This window comes from Mesorhizobium sp. WSM4819 (assembly GCF_055811215.1).
Genome location: NZ_JBVVQO010000002.1, coordinates 86,559 through 102,444 on the forward strand (window position 1 = coordinate 86,559; position 15,886 = coordinate 102,444).

The 15,886-nt window shown below is 64.1% G+C and carries 12 protein-coding genes and 1 pseudogene; 5 read left to right on the forward strand and 8 right to left on the reverse strand.

Going from position 1 to position 15,886, the window contains the following annotated elements:
- Positions 1 to 3 precede the first annotated feature (3 nt).
- Positions 4 to 1,260 (forward strand): Hsp70 family protein, encoded by a 1,257-nt coding sequence (locus AC0L18_RS02515; RefSeq protein ID WP_473490492.1) that lies wholly within the window; start codon positions 4 to 6, stop codon positions 1,258 to 1,260.
- Positions 1,261 to 1,266: 6 nt separating this feature from the next.
- On the opposite strand, the gene AC0L18_RS02520 is transcribed toward AC0L18_RS02515, so the two are convergent.
- Positions 1,267 to 2,169 (reverse strand): LysR substrate-binding domain-containing protein, encoded by a 903-nt coding sequence (locus AC0L18_RS02520; protein WP_473490493.1) that lies wholly within the window; start codon positions 2,167 to 2,169, stop codon positions 1,267 to 1,269.
- A 279-nt stretch (positions 2,170 to 2,448) separates the two neighbouring features.
- Here AC0L18_RS02520 and AC0L18_RS02525 point away from each other — a divergent pair, with 279 nt between their 5' ends.
- Genes AC0L18_RS02525 through AC0L18_RS02535 form a run of 3 tightly spaced genes read left to right on the forward strand, consistent with a single transcriptional unit; the run spans position 2,449 to position 7,058 of the window.
- Positions 2,449 to 5,382, forward strand: a complete 2,934-nt coding sequence (locus AC0L18_RS02525; RefSeq protein WP_473490494.1) for a molybdopterin oxidoreductase family protein — start codon at positions 2,449 to 2,451, stop codon at positions 5,380 to 5,382.
- Complete coding sequence (locus tag AC0L18_RS02530; protein WP_473490495.1) at positions 5,379 to 6,113, forward strand: 4Fe-4S dicluster domain-containing protein; 735 nt, start codon at positions 5,379 to 5,381, stop codon at positions 6,111 to 6,113. The genes AC0L18_RS02525 and AC0L18_RS02530 overlap by 4 nt, the downstream gene beginning before the upstream one ends.
- Before the next feature lie 9 nt (positions 6,114 to 6,122).
- The gene (locus AC0L18_RS02535; protein ID WP_473490496.1) at positions 6,123 to 7,058 is read left to right on the forward strand and encodes a dimethyl sulfoxide reductase anchor subunit family protein; all 936 of its coding nucleotides are present in this window, start codon (positions 6,123 to 6,125) and stop codon (positions 7,056 to 7,058) included.
- Between the two features lie 6 nt (positions 7,059 to 7,064).
- Here AC0L18_RS02535 and pdeM read toward each other — a convergent pair whose 3' ends face one another.
- The 6 genes and pseudogenes from pdeM to AC0L18_RS02565 form a co-directional block, all read right to left on the reverse strand.
- A complete protein-coding gene (gene pdeM / locus AC0L18_RS02540; RefSeq protein WP_027155152.1) occupies positions 7,065 to 7,781 on the reverse strand; it encodes a ligase-associated DNA damage response endonuclease PdeM in 717 nt (238 codons plus the stop codon).
- A complete protein-coding gene (locus tag AC0L18_RS02545) occupies positions 7,778 to 10,300 on the reverse strand; it encodes a ligase-associated DNA damage response DEXH box helicase (protein WP_473490497.1) in 2,523 nt (840 codons plus the stop codon). The genes pdeM and AC0L18_RS02545 overlap by 4 nt, the downstream gene beginning before the upstream one ends.
- 156 nt (positions 10,301 to 10,456) lie before the next feature.
- Positions 10,457 to 10,822 (reverse strand): annotated as a pseudogene (locus AC0L18_RS02550) (endonuclease domain-containing protein).
- A gap of 149 nt (positions 10,823 to 10,971) precedes the next feature.
- Entirely contained in the window at positions 10,972 to 11,832 is an 861-nt protein-coding gene (locus tag AC0L18_RS02555) for a C40 family peptidase (RefSeq protein WP_473490498.1), read from the reverse strand.
- A gap of 94 nt (positions 11,833 to 11,926) precedes the next feature.
- Complete coding sequence (locus tag AC0L18_RS02560; RefSeq protein ID WP_023802155.1) at positions 11,927 to 12,277, reverse strand: MarR family winged helix-turn-helix transcriptional regulator; 351 nt, start codon at positions 12,275 to 12,277, stop codon at positions 11,927 to 11,929.
- A gap of 62 nt (positions 12,278 to 12,339) precedes the next feature.
- On the reverse strand, positions 12,340 to 13,704 hold the full coding sequence (locus tag AC0L18_RS02565; RefSeq protein WP_473490499.1) for a leucyl aminopeptidase family protein: 1,365 nt from the start codon (positions 13,702 to 13,704) through the stop codon (positions 12,340 to 12,342).
- A gap of 122 nt (positions 13,705 to 13,826) precedes the next feature.
- Here AC0L18_RS02565 and AC0L18_RS02570 point away from each other — a divergent pair, with 122 nt between their 5' ends.
- Positions 13,827 to 14,648 (forward strand): tetratricopeptide repeat protein, encoded by an 822-nt coding sequence (locus AC0L18_RS02570; RefSeq protein ID WP_473490674.1) that lies wholly within the window; start codon positions 13,827 to 13,829, stop codon positions 14,646 to 14,648.
- A 217-nt stretch (positions 14,649 to 14,865) separates the two neighbouring features.
- Here AC0L18_RS02570 and AC0L18_RS02575 read toward each other — a convergent pair whose 3' ends face one another.
- Positions 14,866 to 15,882 (reverse strand): type II secretion system F family protein, encoded by a 1,017-nt coding sequence (locus AC0L18_RS02575; RefSeq protein WP_473490500.1) that lies wholly within the window; start codon positions 15,880 to 15,882, stop codon positions 14,866 to 14,868.
- Between the last annotated feature and the right edge of the window lie 4 nt (positions 15,883 to 15,886).

Below are 15,886 nucleotides of genomic sequence, written 5' to 3' on the forward strand. Positions count from 1 at the left end.
GCGATGCGACCAGCATTCGGCGGTATCGACTTCGGCACTTCGAACTCCACCGTCGGCGTGATCAGGAACGGCCAGCCGCAACTGGTGGCGCTGGAAGACGGCGAGGTGACGCTGCCCAGCGCGGTGTTCTTCAATTTCGAGGACAACCGCACCTACTTTGGGCGCCGCGCCATCGCCAACTATACCGACAGCATCGAGGGTCGCCTGATGCGCTCGCTGAAGAGCGTACTCGGCGGTACGCTGGTCCATGAAAAGACGCGCATCAAAACCCGATCGATCGCCTTCACCGAGATCATCGGCCTGTTCGTCGGCCACCTCAGGAAAAGGCTGGAAGAGGATGCGGACGATACGGTTGAAAGCGTGGTGCTCGGTCGTCCCGTGCAGTTCGTCGACGACGATGCCGAGGCCGATGCCAAGGCCGAAGGCGAACTCGAAAACGCGGCCCGCAGCCAGGGCTTCAAGCATATCGCCTTCCAGTTCGAGCCGATCGCGGCGGCGCTCGACTACGAGCAGACGGTGACGGGCGAAGAGCTGGCGCTGATCGTCGACATGGGCGGCGGCACGTCCGATTACTCGATCGTGCGGGTCTCGCCGCAGCGCGCCCGCTCCCTTGATCGCAAGGACGACATCCTGGCGAGCCGAGGCATCCACATCGGCGGCACCGACTTCGACCGGCTGTTGAGCATCGCCCATGTGATGCCGCAGCTCGGCTACCTCTCGCCGACCAAGGACGGCAAGCGCAACTTGCCGGCCAGCTACTTCATCGACCTGGCGACATGGCAGCGCATCAATCTGGTCTACACCGCCCGCGCGATGACGCATCTGCGCCAGATCCGCTACGAGGCGGAACGCGCCGACCTGGTCGACCGCTTCATCGACATCGTCGAGCATCGTTACGGGCACGCGCTGGCCGCTTTGGTCGAGAGGGCCAAGATCGAGCTGACGGAGCAACCGTCCGCCGAGGTGATGGTCGCGCTGACGGGAGCGAAGTTTGCGACCGAAATTACGCGCGCCGGGATCGACGACACGATCGCCAGGGATATCGAACGGGTGGCCGCGACGGTTGGTGAGACGATCCGCGACGCGCAGGTGAAACCGTCCGACATCACCGCGGTGTTCCTGACCGGCGGATCGACCGCCATCCCGCTGGCAAGGCAGCAGATACTGGCCCTGGTGCCGCAGGCGTCGGTCATCGAAGGTGATATGTTCGGCTCGGTCGGGCTTGGGCTGGCGCTCGATGCGCAGCGGAAATTCGGCTGACCCGGCTTACCCGCGGACGGTCTCGCCGGCCCTCGCGCCCAGATGCGCCTTGAGCGCCATCTGGGCCAGACTTGCCTGCCGGTCACGATGCGTGATCATGGCGAAATCGCGCTTTGGCAGATCGATCGGCACGGCTCGCAGGCTGCCCTCGGCGACCGCGCGTTCGACAACGAGCTCCGAAATGATGCTGGCGCCGGCGCCGGCCTCGACCGCCTGACGGACCGCCTCGTTGCTCGGCAGCACCAGGAATATCCGCAGCTCCGCGAACGAGATCCCTTCGCGGCGGGCAAGATCTTCCAGCACCTCGCGCGTGCCCGATCCGCCTTCCCTGATGATCCAGCGGAGTTCCCTGATATCGGGATGCCCGCGCGAGACTTCGGCGATCTCGGCATGCGAATGCGCCACGACCAGCATCAGGCGATCCACGTCGACCTTGGCGCGCCGCAATATGTCCGATTCAGTGCGCCCCTCGACCAGGCCAAAATCAGCCGTACCGTCGAGTACGGTGGTCTCAACCTGCCTGGTGTTGCCAATGGTCACGCTCAGCCTGACGGCGGGATAGGCCTCGTGGAAGGAGGCCAGCCGGCGCGGCAGCCAGTAGCTGGCGATGGTCTGGCTGGCGGCGATGGAAAGGCTCCCGGTGATCGTCTGCGAGACGTGCTCCAGCACGTCGTGGGCGGCAGCCGCCCGTTCGAGCACGGCCTTCGCCTCGGGCAGAAACCTGCGCCCGGTCTGCGCCAGTTCGATGTTGCGACCGACCCGGTTGAACAGCTGGACGCCATGCTGCTGTTCGAGCGAGCGGATGGCGGCTGAGGCGGCCGATTGGGAAATACCCAGCAGTTCGGCCGCCTTGGTCATGTGCCCCCGTTCGGCGACGGCAACGAATATCCGCAGTTGGTCCAAGGTCATGCGGAGAATTAAGAAACAATTTCGATTGGAATTACAAGAGCAACTTGTTAGACGGATCGATTGCTTTGTTCTAATTTTCCCGGCGGAGTTGGAAAAAAATCGCGGCCAACCTGCAACGGGTAGAAAAGTGATCGGGCGGTTCAAATCCTTGTTTGCCCATCGGACCCGCGGTCTGCGGCGTCGGCTTGCCGGCGACCGCTATCATCCGGAAGAACACTACATGCGCGGCCCCGGGCCGAAGACGAGAGCCAAAATCGCAGACCGCAAAAGCGCCGGATCATGAACCACGGACCGCTGCGCGGCGCCAATTCCGCACCGTCCCAACGGTCGCTTGCCGACACCCGCGCGCCCGACGAGGGTGATGGCGTCGATACCTCGCCCGATGTCTCCGACAGCATCGCCAAGACCACCTGCTACATGTGCGCCTGCCGCTGCGGTATCGACGTCCACATCAAGGACGGCAAGGTCCGCTACATCAACGGCAACAAGGACCATCCGGTCAATCGCGGCGTGCTGTGCGGCAAAGGCAGCGCCGGCATCATGCAGCACTACAGCCCGGCCCGGTTGAAGAAACCGTTGCTGCGCACCGGTCCGCGCGGCTCGGGAGAATTTCGCGAGATCGAGTGGGAGGAGGCTTTCTCGATCGCGACGGAACGGCTTTCGAAAATCCGCCGCACCGATCCGAAGAAACTCGCCTTCTTCACCGGCCGGGACCAGTCGCAATCGTTGACCGGCTGGTGGGCGAGCCAGTTCGGCACGCCGAATTTCGCCGCCCATGGCGGCTTCTGCTCGGTCAACATGGCGGCCGGCGGGCTCTATACGATCGGCGGCTCGTTCTGGGAGTTCGGCGAACCCGACTGGGACAACACCAAATACTTCATGCTGTTCGGCGTCGCCGAGGACCATGATTCCAACCCGATCAAGATCGGTCTCGGCAAGCTCAAGGCGCGCGGCGCCAAGGTGGTCTCGATCAATCCTTGCCGCACCGGCTACAACGCCATTGCCGATGACTGGATCGGCATCCGGCCCGGCACCGACGGCCTGTTCGTGTTTGCTCTCATCCATGAACTGCTGAAGGCCGGCCGCGTCGATCTCGATTATTTGCTGCGCTACACCAACGCCCATGTCCTCGTCATCCAGGAGCCGGGTGCAGCAGATGACGGGCTGTTCGCACGCGACAGCGGCGGCAATCCGCTGGCCTGGGACAGGCTGGCCAAAGTCTCCGTCAGCGCCACCGATACCGACGCAAAGCCGGCGCTGACCGGCAACTTCCAGGTCGATGGCCGCCGCTGCGTTCCGGTCTTCCAGCTTATTGCCGACCGCTACCTGCACGAGAGTTATTCTCCCGATGCGGTCGCCGAACGCTGCGGCGTTACCGCCGACACCATCCGCCGCATCGCCGCCGAACTGGCGCATGTCGCCTTCGAGCAGGCGATCGAACTGCCGGTGGCGTGGACCGACTGGGCCGGCCGCCGACACGAGACGATCAAGGGCCGGCCGGTGTCGATGCACGCGATGCGCGGCATCTCGGCGCATTCGAACGGTTTTCACACCTGCCGCGCCATCCACCTGCTGCAAGTACTCCTGGGTACGGTGGACGTGCCCGGCGGGTTTCGCTTCAAGCCGCCTTATCCGCGGTCGGCGCCGCCGGGGCCGAGGCCGGCGGGCAAGGACGTCAGGCCGATGACGCCGCTCGAAGGCATGCCGCTCGGTTTCGTCTGCGGCCCGGACGATCTGCTGGTCGATGACGTCGGCACGCCGATCCGCATCGACAAGGCCTATTCCTGGGATGCGCCGCTGGCAGCACACGGACTCATGCACACGGTCATCCGCAACGCCTGGGCCGGCGATCCCTACAGGATCGATACGCTGTTCATGTACATGTCCAATATGGCCTGGAACTCGTCGATGAATACCGTCGAGACGATGGCGATGCTGACCGACATGGATGCGTCAGGCGAGTACAGGATCCCGTTCATCATCTATTCCGACGCCTATTATTCCGAGACCGTGCCGTTCGCCGATCTCGTGCTGCCGGACACCACCTATCTCGAGCGTCATGACTGCATCAGCCTGCTCGACAGGCCGATCAGCCACGCCGATGGACCGGGTGACGCCATCCGCCATCCGGTTGTCGAGCCGGACCGCGACGTGCGGGCGTTCCAGACGGTGCTGATCGAGCTCGGCGCGCGGCTCGGCCTGCCCGGCTTCGTCGCCGACGACGGCTCGGCCAAATACCGCGACTATGCCGATTACATCGTCAATCATGAGCGCAGGCCAGGCATCGGCCCGCTCGCCGGCTGGCGCGGCAAAGACGGAATTTTGATCGGCAAGGGGGATGCCAATCCCGACCAGCTTCAGCGCTACATCGACAATGGCGGCTTCTGGCACCACGATTTTGCCGACGACCAGCGCTACTACAAGATGGCCAACCGATCCTACCTCGAGTTTGCCGAGACCATGGGTTTCATCCCGAAGGCCGAGCCGATCGTGTTCCAGCTCTATTCCGAGCCGATGCAGCGGTTTCGCCTCGCCGCGCGCGGCCATGGCCGGGTGCTGCCGCCGAAGGCGGAGCGCAGCCGCATCGAAACCTATATGGACCCGCTGCCGTTCTGGTACACGCCCTTCGAGGAGGCGGTTGTCGACGTTGAGAAATACCCTCTGCATGCGCTGACGCAGCGGCCGATGCACATGTATCATTCCTGGGGCTCGCAGAACGCCTGGCTCAGACAGATCACCAGCCAGAACCGGCTGTTCGTGCACAGCCGAACCGCCGCCGGCTTCGGGCTTGCCGATGACGACTGGGTTTGGATCGAGAGCATCAACGGCAGGGTCAAGGGACAGATCAAGCTGGTCGACGGCGTCAACGTGGACACGGTGTGGACCTGGAACGCGATCGGCAAGCGGCGCGGCAGCTGGGGCCTGAAGGACGACGCGGCCGAATCCAACCGCGGCTTTCTGCTCAACCATATCATCGGCGACCAGACTTCTGCCGGTGCGAACGGCAAGCGCTACTCGAATTCCGATCCGGTCACCGGCCAGGCGGCATGGTTCGACCTGCGCGTCCGCATCGTCAAATGCGCGGCTGAAGAAGCCGGCTTCACCGAGCCGCAGTTCGAGCGCTTCCGGCAGCCACCGCATTTCAAACCCTCGCCCGACAAGCTCAGTTTTGGCGCCGAGTTTCGCCGGGCAAGAGAAGCTTCCAGACCATGACTTGCCTTCCCGCCCATACCGACAAGAAGCTCGGCCTGGTCATCGACCTCGACACCTGCGTCGGTTGCCAGGCCTGCGTTACCGCCTGCAAGGAATGGAACACCGGCGGCCACATGGCGCCGCTGACCGACATCGATCCCTATGGCGGCGATGCCGATGGGGTCTGGTTCAACCGCGTGCACAGCTATGAGCACATGACGGAGATGGGTGGGCGCACGGTCAATTTCCCGCGCTCCTGCCTGCATTGCGAGACACCGGCCTGCGTCACCGTGTGCCCGACCGGCGCCTCCTACAAACGGGCCTCGGACGGCATCGTGCTGGTCGACGAAGACAAGTGCATCGGCTGCAAATTATGCAGCTGGGCCTGCCCCTATGGCGCGCGCGAATTCGACACCGATGTCGGCGTGATGAAGAAGTGCACGCTGTGCGTCGACCGCATCTACAACGACAATCTGGCGGAAGAAGACCGCGTGCCGGCCTGCGTCGCCGCCTGTCCGACCAGCGCGCGGCACTTTGGCGATCTCGGCGACCCGGCATCGGCGATCTCGCAACTGGTGGCCGAACGCGGCGGCGTCGACCTGATGCCCGAACTCGGCTATCACCCGACCAACAAATATTTGCCGCCGCGCGCCCACACGCCGCGCGCTGCATCGGTGCCGGCGCCGAGGCTCGAACCGTTGCGGGTTGAAGGCGGTTTCCTCGGCTGGGTCGATCGCATGCTTTCGCATTGATCAGCATCCATGCATCCAGCCTTCTCCGTCGTCTTCTTCACCACTGCCACGGGCGCCGGTTACGGCCTGCTCGCGCTGCTCGGCGTGCTGGCCGGACAAGGATTTGTCCCGCCTGATTTCTGGCTCGGCCTCGTCGGCATGGGGCTGGCGCTCGGCCTGATCTCGGCCGGCCTGCTGTCGTCGGCCGGCCATCTCGGCCGACCAGAACGCGCCTGGAGAGCATTCTCGCAATGGCGCAGCTCATGGCTGTCGCGCGAAGGCGTTGCCTCGGTCGCGACCTTCGTGCCGGCGGGATTGTTCGCCTTCGGCTGGCTGTTCCTCGGCCGCACAAACGGCTGGGTGGCCGTCGCCGGGCTGCTGGCTGCGGTCGGCGCGGTCGCCACCGTCTGCACCACCGGCATGATCTATGCCTCGCTGAAGCCGATCGCCCAGTGGCACAGCCGCTTCACTTTGCCCGGCTATCTGATCTTTTCGGCGATGAGCGGCAGCGTGCTTTTCAACGCGCTGCTGCAGGGCTTCGCCCTCGGCTCGACTATCGTTCTGACAGGTTGCGTACTGCTGACCTTGCTCGGCTGGGGCTGGAAGCTGGCAAATTGGCGCTACAATGACAGGCTGGAAATCCCGACCAACGCCAACACCGCTACCGGACTTGCCGGCGGTACGGTGCGGTCGCTGGAATGGCCGCACACCGAAGAAAACTACCTGCTCAAGGAGATGGGCTTTCGCATCGCCCGCAAGCACAAGGCGCGGCTGCGCCAAATCACGCAAGTGCTGGCCTTCGCTCTGCCCGTCTTGCTGCTGATTGCCGCATTCGCCTTGCCATGGCCCTATGCGGCGGTGCTGTCGGCACTCGCCACATCAGCCCAATTCGCCGGCATGCTGGTCGAACGCTGGCTGTTCTTCGCCGAAGCGAAACACACCGTCACCCTCTACTACGGCCGATAGAGCAGCTCAGCCCGGCCGCAGCATCGCGTGGGAAATCGCAAAAATGCGCTCGGTGCCGAGCATATAGGCCATCAGCGTCTCGCGGCGGAACAGCCCGGCATAGGCGCGGTCGAGCACATTGAGCGAGCCGGTATAGGCGCCGAAGGCCGGCATGATCATGCGGCCGCCGTCGCCGGCAAAGCAGCGCCGTCGCACCGAGCGGCCCTGCTGCACGATGCGGGCGCAAGGGTGCAGATGACCTGATACCTCGCCTTCCACTCTCACCGCCGAAGGCTCGTGCCGGAATACGAGAGAGCCTATGGCCAGCTCGCGCACCGTCTCGCCGGGCAGGTCGGCCGGCGCATCCGGGTCATGATTGCCGGCAACCCAGAACCAGTCGCGACCGGCCATCAGCGCTTCCAGCCGTTCGCGAAAGCTCGCATGCATGCGCGCGGCGCCGCCGCCGTCATGAAAGCTGTCGCCGAGGCTGATGACGATCGCCGGCTGATAATCGGCAATCACCGCCTGCAATCGCAGCAACGTCGCACCGGTATCATAAGGCGGGATCAGTGTACCGCGCCGTGCCAGCGACGAGCCCTTTTCCAGATGCAGGTCGGACACGGTCAGAAGCCGAAGCTCGGGAAAATAAAGCACGCCGCGGCGATCGCAGATCGCACGCTCGCCGGCGATGCCGATAGGATCGGCATCCGCCAGGAGCGCCGTCATGGCGAGTGCGAATGTCATTTCGTCCCCATGGCTTCCTCGACCAGCGTTGCCGCATCCATCAGCAGCGTATCATCGGCCTCGCCATGCACCGGCATCTTGCCGATCTCGAGCATGATCGGCACGGCGAGCGGCGAAATCTGCTCGAGGTCTTTATGCACGATTCGTCCCTGGATACGCGAGAGCATCTCGGCAAGTCTGCTGACATCCAGCAGACCCGCAGCCGCGTCGGCACGCGTCGCCTGCAGCAGGATGTGGTCGGGCTCATGGCTGCGCAGAACGTCGTAGATGAGGTCGGTCGAGACGGTGACCTGACGGCCGCTCTTCTCCTGGCCCGGATGACGTTTTTCGATCAGTCCGGAGATGAGCGCGCAATTGCGAAAGGTGCGCTTCAAAAGCCAGCTGCCGGCCAGCCAGGCTTCGAGATCGTCACCCAGCATGTCCTGGTCGAAAAGCGCGGCCAGCGACGGTTTCTTCGCCCGGAACATCCTGCCCATATCGGCCAGCGACCATATGGCAAGCGCATAGTCGGTGGCGACGAAGCCGAGCGGCCTGGCTCCCGCCCTGTCGAGCCGGCGGGTAAGCAGCATGCCAAGCGTCTGGTGCGCCAGCCTGCCCTCGAACGGGTAGGCCACCAGATAGTAGCGGTTGCCGCGCGGAAAGGTCTCGATCAGCAGGTCGTCGCGCTTCGGCAGCACCGATTTGGCGGCCTGGAAGCGCAGCCAGTCGGCGACCTGTTCCGGCAGCTTCTTCCATCGCTGCGGGTCATCCAGCATGATGCGGACCTGTTCGGCGAGGTAAGTCGAAAGCGGGAATTTGCCGCCACCATAATAGGGCACCTTGGCGTCACTGCCGGGCGCATTCGACACGAAACATTCATTGTCGCGGATGCCCTCGAAGCGCAGCACCTTGCCGGCGAACATGAAGGTGTCGCCATGCGTCAGCGTTTCGAGGAACGCCTCCTCGATCTTGCCGAGAACCCGACCGCCGCGCGAGGCAGAGCCTTTGCTGCCGGCCTTGACATAACGCACGTTGAGCGCCGGCACCTCGATGATGGTGCCGACATTCAGCCGGTACTGCTGGGCGATGCGAGGATTGGAGACGCGCCACAGCCCGTCCTTGTTCAGGCGGATGCGGGCGTACCGCTCGTAGTTCTTCAGCGCATATCCGCCGGTGGCGACGAAGTCGACGACACGATCGAACGTCGGCCGGTCGAGTTCGGCATAGGGCGCGGCGGTTCGCACCTCCTCGAACAGCGCATCGGCATAAAAAGGCGCGCCGCAGGCGCAACCCAGGACATGCTGCGCCAGCACGTCGAGCCCGCCATTGACCAGTGGCGGCGTGTCCTGGGCGCCGAGATAATTGGCGTCGAGCGCCGCCCGGCATTCCAGCACCTCGAAGCGGTTGGCCGGAATCAGGATGGCCTTCGACGGCTCATCCATGCGGTGGTTGGCGCGGCCGATGCGCTGCGCCAGCCGGCTCGCACCTTTGGGAGCGCCGACATGCACGACCAGGTCGACATCGCCCCAGTCGATGCCGAGGTCGAGCGTCGACGTGGCGACGATGGCACGCAAGGCATTCTCGCCCATGGCTTTTTCGACGCGCCGGCGCTGGGCGACATCGAGCGAGCCGTGATGCAGCGCGATCGGCAAAGTGTCCTCATTGACCCGCCACAATTCCTGGAACAGCAGTTCGGCCTGGCTGCGCGTGTTGACGAACAGCAGGGTCGTCTTGTGTCGCTTGATCTCGCTATAGATCTCCGGTGTCGCGTAGCGGGCCGAATGTCCGGCCCACGGCACGTGCTGTTCCGAGTCGAGGATGGAGATGTCGGGCTTGGCGCCGCCGGTGACGACGATCAATTCGGCCATGCAGCCGGGTGGATTCTGGCTGACCAGCCAGCGCCGCAATTCGTCCGGCTCGGCGACCGTCGCCGACAGGCCGATCGTCTGCAAGCTGGGAACAAAGGATCGCAGCCGAGCCAGCCCGAGCGACAGGAGATGCCCGCGCTTCGACGTCACCAAGGAATGCAGTTCGTCGAGCACCACATAGCGCAGATCCTCGAAGAAGCGCCTGGCGTCGGGCGCAGCAATCAGCAGCGCCAGTTGCTCGGGCGTCGTCAGAAGGATGTCGGGCGGGGCCAGCTTCTGCCGCTGGCGCTTGTGCGCGGGCGTGTCGCCGGTGCGCGTCTCGATGGTGAGAGATAGGCCGATCTCTTCCACCGGCTTGCCGAGATTGCGCTCGATGTCGACGGCCAGCGCTTTCAGCGGCGAGATGTACAACGTATGGATGCCGCGACGCGCCTGCCCTGGCTTTCCCCCTGGCCGCCCGGCCAACTCGGTTAGTGAAGGCAGAAATCCGGCCAGCGTCTTGCCGGCGCCGGTCGGCGCGATCAGCAGAACCGATTGCCCGGCCTGGGCAGTCGCCAGCAATTCTATCTGGTGGGCGCGCGGCGACCAGCCTCTTTGCGCGAACCATTTGAGGAATGGCTCGGGCAAGCGCACGGCGGCATTCTGTTCGGCGAGGCGCGGCTGCTCTGTCACCCGCCAGAGGTAGCGCGGCGCCGTGCAATCGCCAAGCAGAATCGGAACAAAAGGTGATCGTGCGCTTTTCCTTCGCCCCCTTGTGGGGCATCGGTCAATGCTCGGTCGCTATTGAGGTTGGCGCTCTACGGCGCCCCCCTCTGTCCTGCCGGCGTATCAAGTCGCGCGGGCGAGCCCTGCCTCGATCACAATATGCTGGCAGACGTTGTCGATGTCGCGAATGACATCGTCACTCAAGAAGCGCAGGAGGGTCCAGCCGTCCTGTTCAAGACGCTTTGTTCTTGCCTTATCGCCTGTATTGGCGTCGGCATGCTGCGAACCATCGACTTCGACGACGAGCTTCTTGTCCGGGCAAGCGAAGTCGACAATGTAACCGGCGATCGGAAATTATCGGCGGAAGCCAAGCCCCATCAGGCGATGCGCGCGAAGCTCGTTCCAAAGCTTCAGTTCGGCGTCGGTCATGGCCTTGCGCATCGACTTGGCATTTGCACGATTTCGCGGACGCAATGGCGTGTGAGGCATTGGTCAATGCTCGGTCGCAATTGAGCTTGGCGCTCTACGGCGCCCCCTCTGTCCTGCCGGACATCTCCCCCACTTGGGGGGAGATCGGCAGCTTCGCTTTGGCCGCCAATCCTGCAACGTTGGTGACTAGAGAAGGAAAAGCGCTTGCGCTACGGCCGCCTAAACCCTGTCGGACCGCCATAGAGATAGCCGATGCGGGCGACGGCTTGCCTGAACCCTTCACGCGAGACCAGCATGGTGTGGCCGTTGGCGTGGATCATCGTTTCCGGGTCGATCATGACAGCGACATGGCCTTTCCAGAACACCAGGTCGCCGCGCCGCAACCCGGCAAGATCCGGACCCGGGTCGAGCGGCTCGCCGATGGTCGCCGCCTGCATGTCGGAATCGCGCAGCACTTGCCTGCCGGTCATGTGCATCGCCAATTGCACGAGGCCGGAGCAATCGATGCCGAAGCCGGAGGCGCCGCCCCACAGATAGGGGGTGCCGAGAAAAGTCTCCGCGACCGCGACATAGTCGGCAGCCGGCTCTCCTAGAGGCCTGAGATGGCCTGAGATGACTGCCTCGCCGGACGGCAGCAACGCATAATGCGTGCCGCGCGTTTCTGCCGCGCCGGTCACCGTCAGCGCCGATCCCATCGACAGTTGCCCGCTCAGCGAAAGCCGCAAATCAGGTCCCGGATAGAGGAAGGTGCGCGGCACCGAGACGACATGGGTGGGCGCATGGTCCCGTCTGCCCAGCACGGTGTCGGCGACATAGCCGACATAGCCGTCGCGCTCCGACTGGATCCAGGCCCAGCCCTCGGCATCTTCGAAGACGAGGACGTCGTCACCGAACAGGGCTTGCGTGTTGACGCCGGCATCCGGCCGCGGCGCCTTGCGGATGTCGGCCACTGCGGCTGAAACCCGCGCTGGCCGCCCGGCGACGAAGCGGGCGGCGGCGACCTCGCCTTTCAGCCTGATATCGGCGAGATCAGAACGGAAGGCGTGAAGGCGGGCATCCCTGGCGGTCAAATCGGCAACTCGACTCTGGCTTGGTGTTGGAGCATGGTCTCTTCCGAAAACGGTGCTGCTTTGCTTCGCTGACCTGCGGTTCGGAATCCCTGCTCTAGATCGGCAATTCCTGGGCTCTGGCAATAATAACATCGCCGAAGCGCTCGACAAAGAGAGCACCTTCTACGGTTCGCTTGACCAGCACGTTGCGCTTGTCGAGCTCATCGCGATGGCGCGAAACCAGCTTCATTGCGCCCATCGTGTCGAGCGCCCGGGTGATCACCGGCTTGGTGACATTGAGCCGCGCGGCGAGCCCGCGCACCGTATGCGGCGGTGGATCGAGATAGATCGTGAACAGGATCGCCGTCTGGCGCATGGTGAGGTCCGGCGCATCGTCGCGCACCTGGTACAGCATCACCTGCTGCCACAGTCGCAAGGCCTGGCTCGGGCGCATCGAAATCGACATCCGGCCACAATGACGGCAAATTGTTTCGGTTCCGTTTCAGTCCTCGTGCTGAACAGGAGCTGTCAGGCGTAGCGTTTCGAAATAACCCTTTCCAGCGCGCGGATGCCTTGCGCCTCGCCGCCGGCGAGACCGTACGGACGATCGGACGGGTTCCAGGCGAAGATGTCGAAATGCGCCCAGGCGGCGGTCTTCTCGACGAAGCGCTTCAGGAAAAGCGCCGCGGTGATCGAGCCGGCGAAACTGTCTGACGTGACATTGTTGATGTCGGCGATCTTCGACGACAGCTTTGCGCCATAGGGTTTCCACAGCGGCATGCGCCACAGTGGATCCTCGACTGCGACGGAGGCCGCAGCCAGGTCGGAGGCCAGCGCTTCATCGCCGGTGTAGAACGGTGGCAGATCGGGACCGAGCGCGACGCGAGCAGCCCCGGTCAAGGTCGCCATGTCGATCAGCAGTTGCGGCTCGTCGTCGTCCGCCAGAGCCAAGGCGTCCGCCAGCACCAGCCGTCCCTCGGCGTCGGTGTTGCCGATCTCGACGGTGATGCCCTTACGGCTCACCAACACGTCGCCGGGCCGGAAGGCGTTGCCGGCAATCGAATTTTCGACTGCCGGGATCAGCACACGCAGCCGGACCTTCAGCCCGGCGGCCATGATCATCGAGGCGAGGCCCAAGACGTTGGCCGCGCCGCCCATGTCCTTTTTCATCAACAGCATGCCCGAGGACGGCTTGATGTCGAGGCCACCGGTGTCGAAGCAGACGCCCTTGCCGACCAGCGTCACCTTCGGGGCGCTCTCCGGTCCCCAGATCATGTCGATCAGCCGCGGTGCGCCTGTTGAAGCGCGGCCGACCGCATGGATCATCGGGAAATTGTTCTTGAGCAGGTCGTCGCCCCTGGTCACCGACACTTCGGCGTCGTACGTCCCGGCCAGCGTCCGAACTGCCTTCTCCAGCTCGTCAGGTCCCATGTCGCTGGTCGGCGTGTTGACCAGATCGCGCGTCAGGAAAACGCCCTCGGCGATGCGGCGAACATAAGCCCCTTCAGCGCCGGGCGGCAGCGAAAAACGCAGCGTCTTGCCAGGCTTTTTGCCGTAGCGGGTGAAGACATAGCCGCCGAGCGCCAGTGCGATGGCCGCGATTTCCGGCTCGGCCAGTGTGGAGGCGAAATGCCAGTCGCCTGCGGGCAAGGCTCTCGCCAGCGCGCCGATGGCAAGCGCGCCTTCGCCGTCGCCCGTGCCGAACAGGGCGCCGGCAAGCGCGCCGTTTTCGTCGGGCAGGATCAGCGTCCGGCCGGCCTGACCGGAAAAGCCGTTGGCCCTGGCCCAGGCGCGCGAGGAGGAGGCAAGCCCTGCCGCATCCAGTCGATCCTTCGCCACCAGATACACCGGCAAAGTGGTCTTCAGTTTTCCCTCGACGAGTTCGACTGGCATTCGATGATCTCCGGCTTCCGAGTCGGCGCTTTTTAACGATCCGTTAGGGTTAACAGAATATTTCTGCGGGAGGGAAGATGGCCACGTAAAAGCCAATTTGACGAATGGAGGCCCTGGTGCAGATGCCGACCAACCGCATGACCAACGCCACGGCCAAGCGGCTGATCACCACGGCGTTCATAATAGCGCTCGCGGCCAGCGTCGCAGGCTGCGGAACCAGCAAGCTGACGACCGGCTCGATCGGACGCCCCAGCGGCAAACCCTTGGAAACCATGTCGGCCGGCGAGTTGCACAAGGCGACGATCGCGCTGGGTCAGTCCTACGCCAAGAACCCAAACGACAAGCGGATCGCGACGAATTACGCCGCGGCGCTGCAAATGGATGGCGACGCCGACCAGTCGCTCGCCGTGATGCGCAAACTGGCGATCGCGCTGCCGAAGGACCGCGACGTGCTCGCTGCCTATGGCAAGGCACTTGCCGCCAACGGGCAGTTCGAGCCGGCGCTCGATGCGGTGCGCCGCGCGCAGACACCGGAGTATCCCGACTGGAAGCTGGTGTCGGCGGAAGCCGCTATTCTCGACCAGCTTGGCCAGAGAGACGAGGCGCGCCAGAATTACCGCAAGGCGCTTGACCTCAAGCCGAACGAACCTTCGATCCTTTCCAATCTCGGCATGTCCTATGTGCTGGAAGGTGACCTGCGCACGGCTGAAACCTATATGCGCTCGGCCGCCCAGCAGCCGAATGCCGACAGCCGCGTCCGCCAGAACCTGGCGCTGGTCGTCGGCCTGCAGGGCCGCTTCGACGAGGCCGAGAAGATCGCCTCGCAGGAGCTGTCGCCCGAACAGGCGCAGGCGAACGTGACTTACCTTCGCCAGATGCTCGCCCAGCAGAACGCCTGGAGCCAGCTCAAGGACCAGGACAAGACAAAGCCCGCCACCAACTGACCGCGGCTCGTCATACATATCGATGTCGACGCTGCCCCTCATTGCCCTGGCATTTCTCCCCGTAAACGGGGAGAAAGAAGCTGACTGGCCATCGGCGCCCTTCCTGAAACGCTTGTCGTCGGCGAAACCGTCGACGACGCGGCTTTCTCCCCGTCACTATACGGGGAGAAATGCCCGGCAGGGCAATGAGGGGCAGCGCCGGCCTGTCAAGAATGCATTACTGGCTGCTCGATGTCGTCTGGTCGCCGAAAATGCCGCGCTCGCTGACCTGGATGCCGGCGGGGCCCAGGATGATGGCGAACAGCACCGGCAGGAAGAACAGGATCATCGGCACGGTGAGCTTCGGCGGCAAGGCCGCGGCCTTCTTCTCGGCGGCGTTCATGCGCATGTCGCGGCTTTCGCCGGCAAGGACGCGCAGTGCGTGCGCCACCGGCGTGCCGTAGCGCTCGGCCTGGACCAGCGCCTGCGACACCGACTTGACCGATTCCAGGCCGGTGCGGCTTGCAAGGTTCTCGTAGGCCTGCTTGCGTTCCTGCAAATAGGAAAGCTCGGCATTGGTCAGGATGAACTCTTCGGCAAGCGCCACCGACTGCGCGCCGATCTCGTCGGCGACCTTACGAAACGCCGCCTCCACCGACATGCCGGATTCGACGCAGATCAGCATCAGATCGAGCGCGTCCGGCCACGCCATCTGGATCGACTGCTTGCGCTTGGTGGCGCGGTTGTTGACATAGAGCACCGGCGCGTAAAAACCTGCATAGGCGACGACGATACAGACGAACAACTTGATGAGAGGCGGCTGCTCCGGCAACCCGCCGAGCACGAACAGATAGATCGCAGCCAGGGCAAAGCCGACAAAGGGCAGGACCAGACGGAAGAAAAGGAAACGCGTCAACGGATTCTGCCCGCGGAAGCCAGCCACCTTGAGTTTCTGCAGGGTGCCTTCATCGGCGAGGGCGCGCCTGAGGTCCAGCCGGTCGACAATATTGCGCATGCCGATCGACTGTTGCTCGCGCAGGCCCTTGCGGCGGCGGTCGGCATCTAGGGCAAGCCGCGCACGCTGCTTGGCGCGCAGTTCGTCGCGCTCCAGCGCCACCGATTTCATGCGCGCCTTGAGCTGGTTTCCGCCAAAGGCAGGCAGCAGCGTGAACACGGTGGCAAACACCGCAATGCCGACCAGCAGGGCAATCAGAAATGCCGGATCGGTAAGGGTTTTGACGACGTTCTCGGTCATGCGC

Coding starts and splice junctions, on each gene's coding strand:
- AC0L18_RS02515 (WP_473490492.1), top strand. CDS start 4: ATGCGACCAGCATTCGGCGGTATCGACTTCGGCACTTCGAACTCCACC.
- AC0L18_RS02520 (WP_473490493.1), bottom strand. CDS start 2,169: ATGACCTTGGACCAACTGCGGATATTCGTTGCCGTCGCCGAACGGGGG.
- AC0L18_RS02525 (WP_473490494.1), top strand. CDS start 2,449: ATGAACCACGGACCGCTGCGCGGCGCCAATTCCGCACCGTCCCAACGG.
- AC0L18_RS02530 (WP_473490495.1), top strand. CDS start 5,379: ATGACTTGCCTTCCCGCCCATACCGACAAGAAGCTCGGCCTGGTCATC.
- AC0L18_RS02535 (WP_473490496.1), top strand. CDS start 6,123: ATGCATCCAGCCTTCTCCGTCGTCTTCTTCACCACTGCCACGGGCGCC.
- pdeM (WP_027155152.1), bottom strand. CDS start 7,781: ATGACATTCGCACTCGCCATGACGGCGCTCCTGGCGGATGCCGATCCT.
- AC0L18_RS02560 (WP_023802155.1), bottom strand. CDS start 12,277: ATGTCGATTTCGATGCGCCCGAGCCAGGCCTTGCGACTGTGGCAGCAG.
- AC0L18_RS02565 (WP_473490499.1), bottom strand. CDS start 13,704: ATGCCAGTCGAACTCGTCGAGGGAAAACTGAAGACCACTTTGCCGGTG.
- AC0L18_RS02570 (WP_473490674.1), top strand. CDS start 13,827: ATGCCGACCAACCGCATGACCAACGCCACGGCCAAGCGGCTGATCACC.
- AC0L18_RS02575 (WP_473490500.1), bottom strand. CDS start 15,882: ATGACCGAGAACGTCGTCAAAACCCTTACCGATCCGGCATTTCTGATT.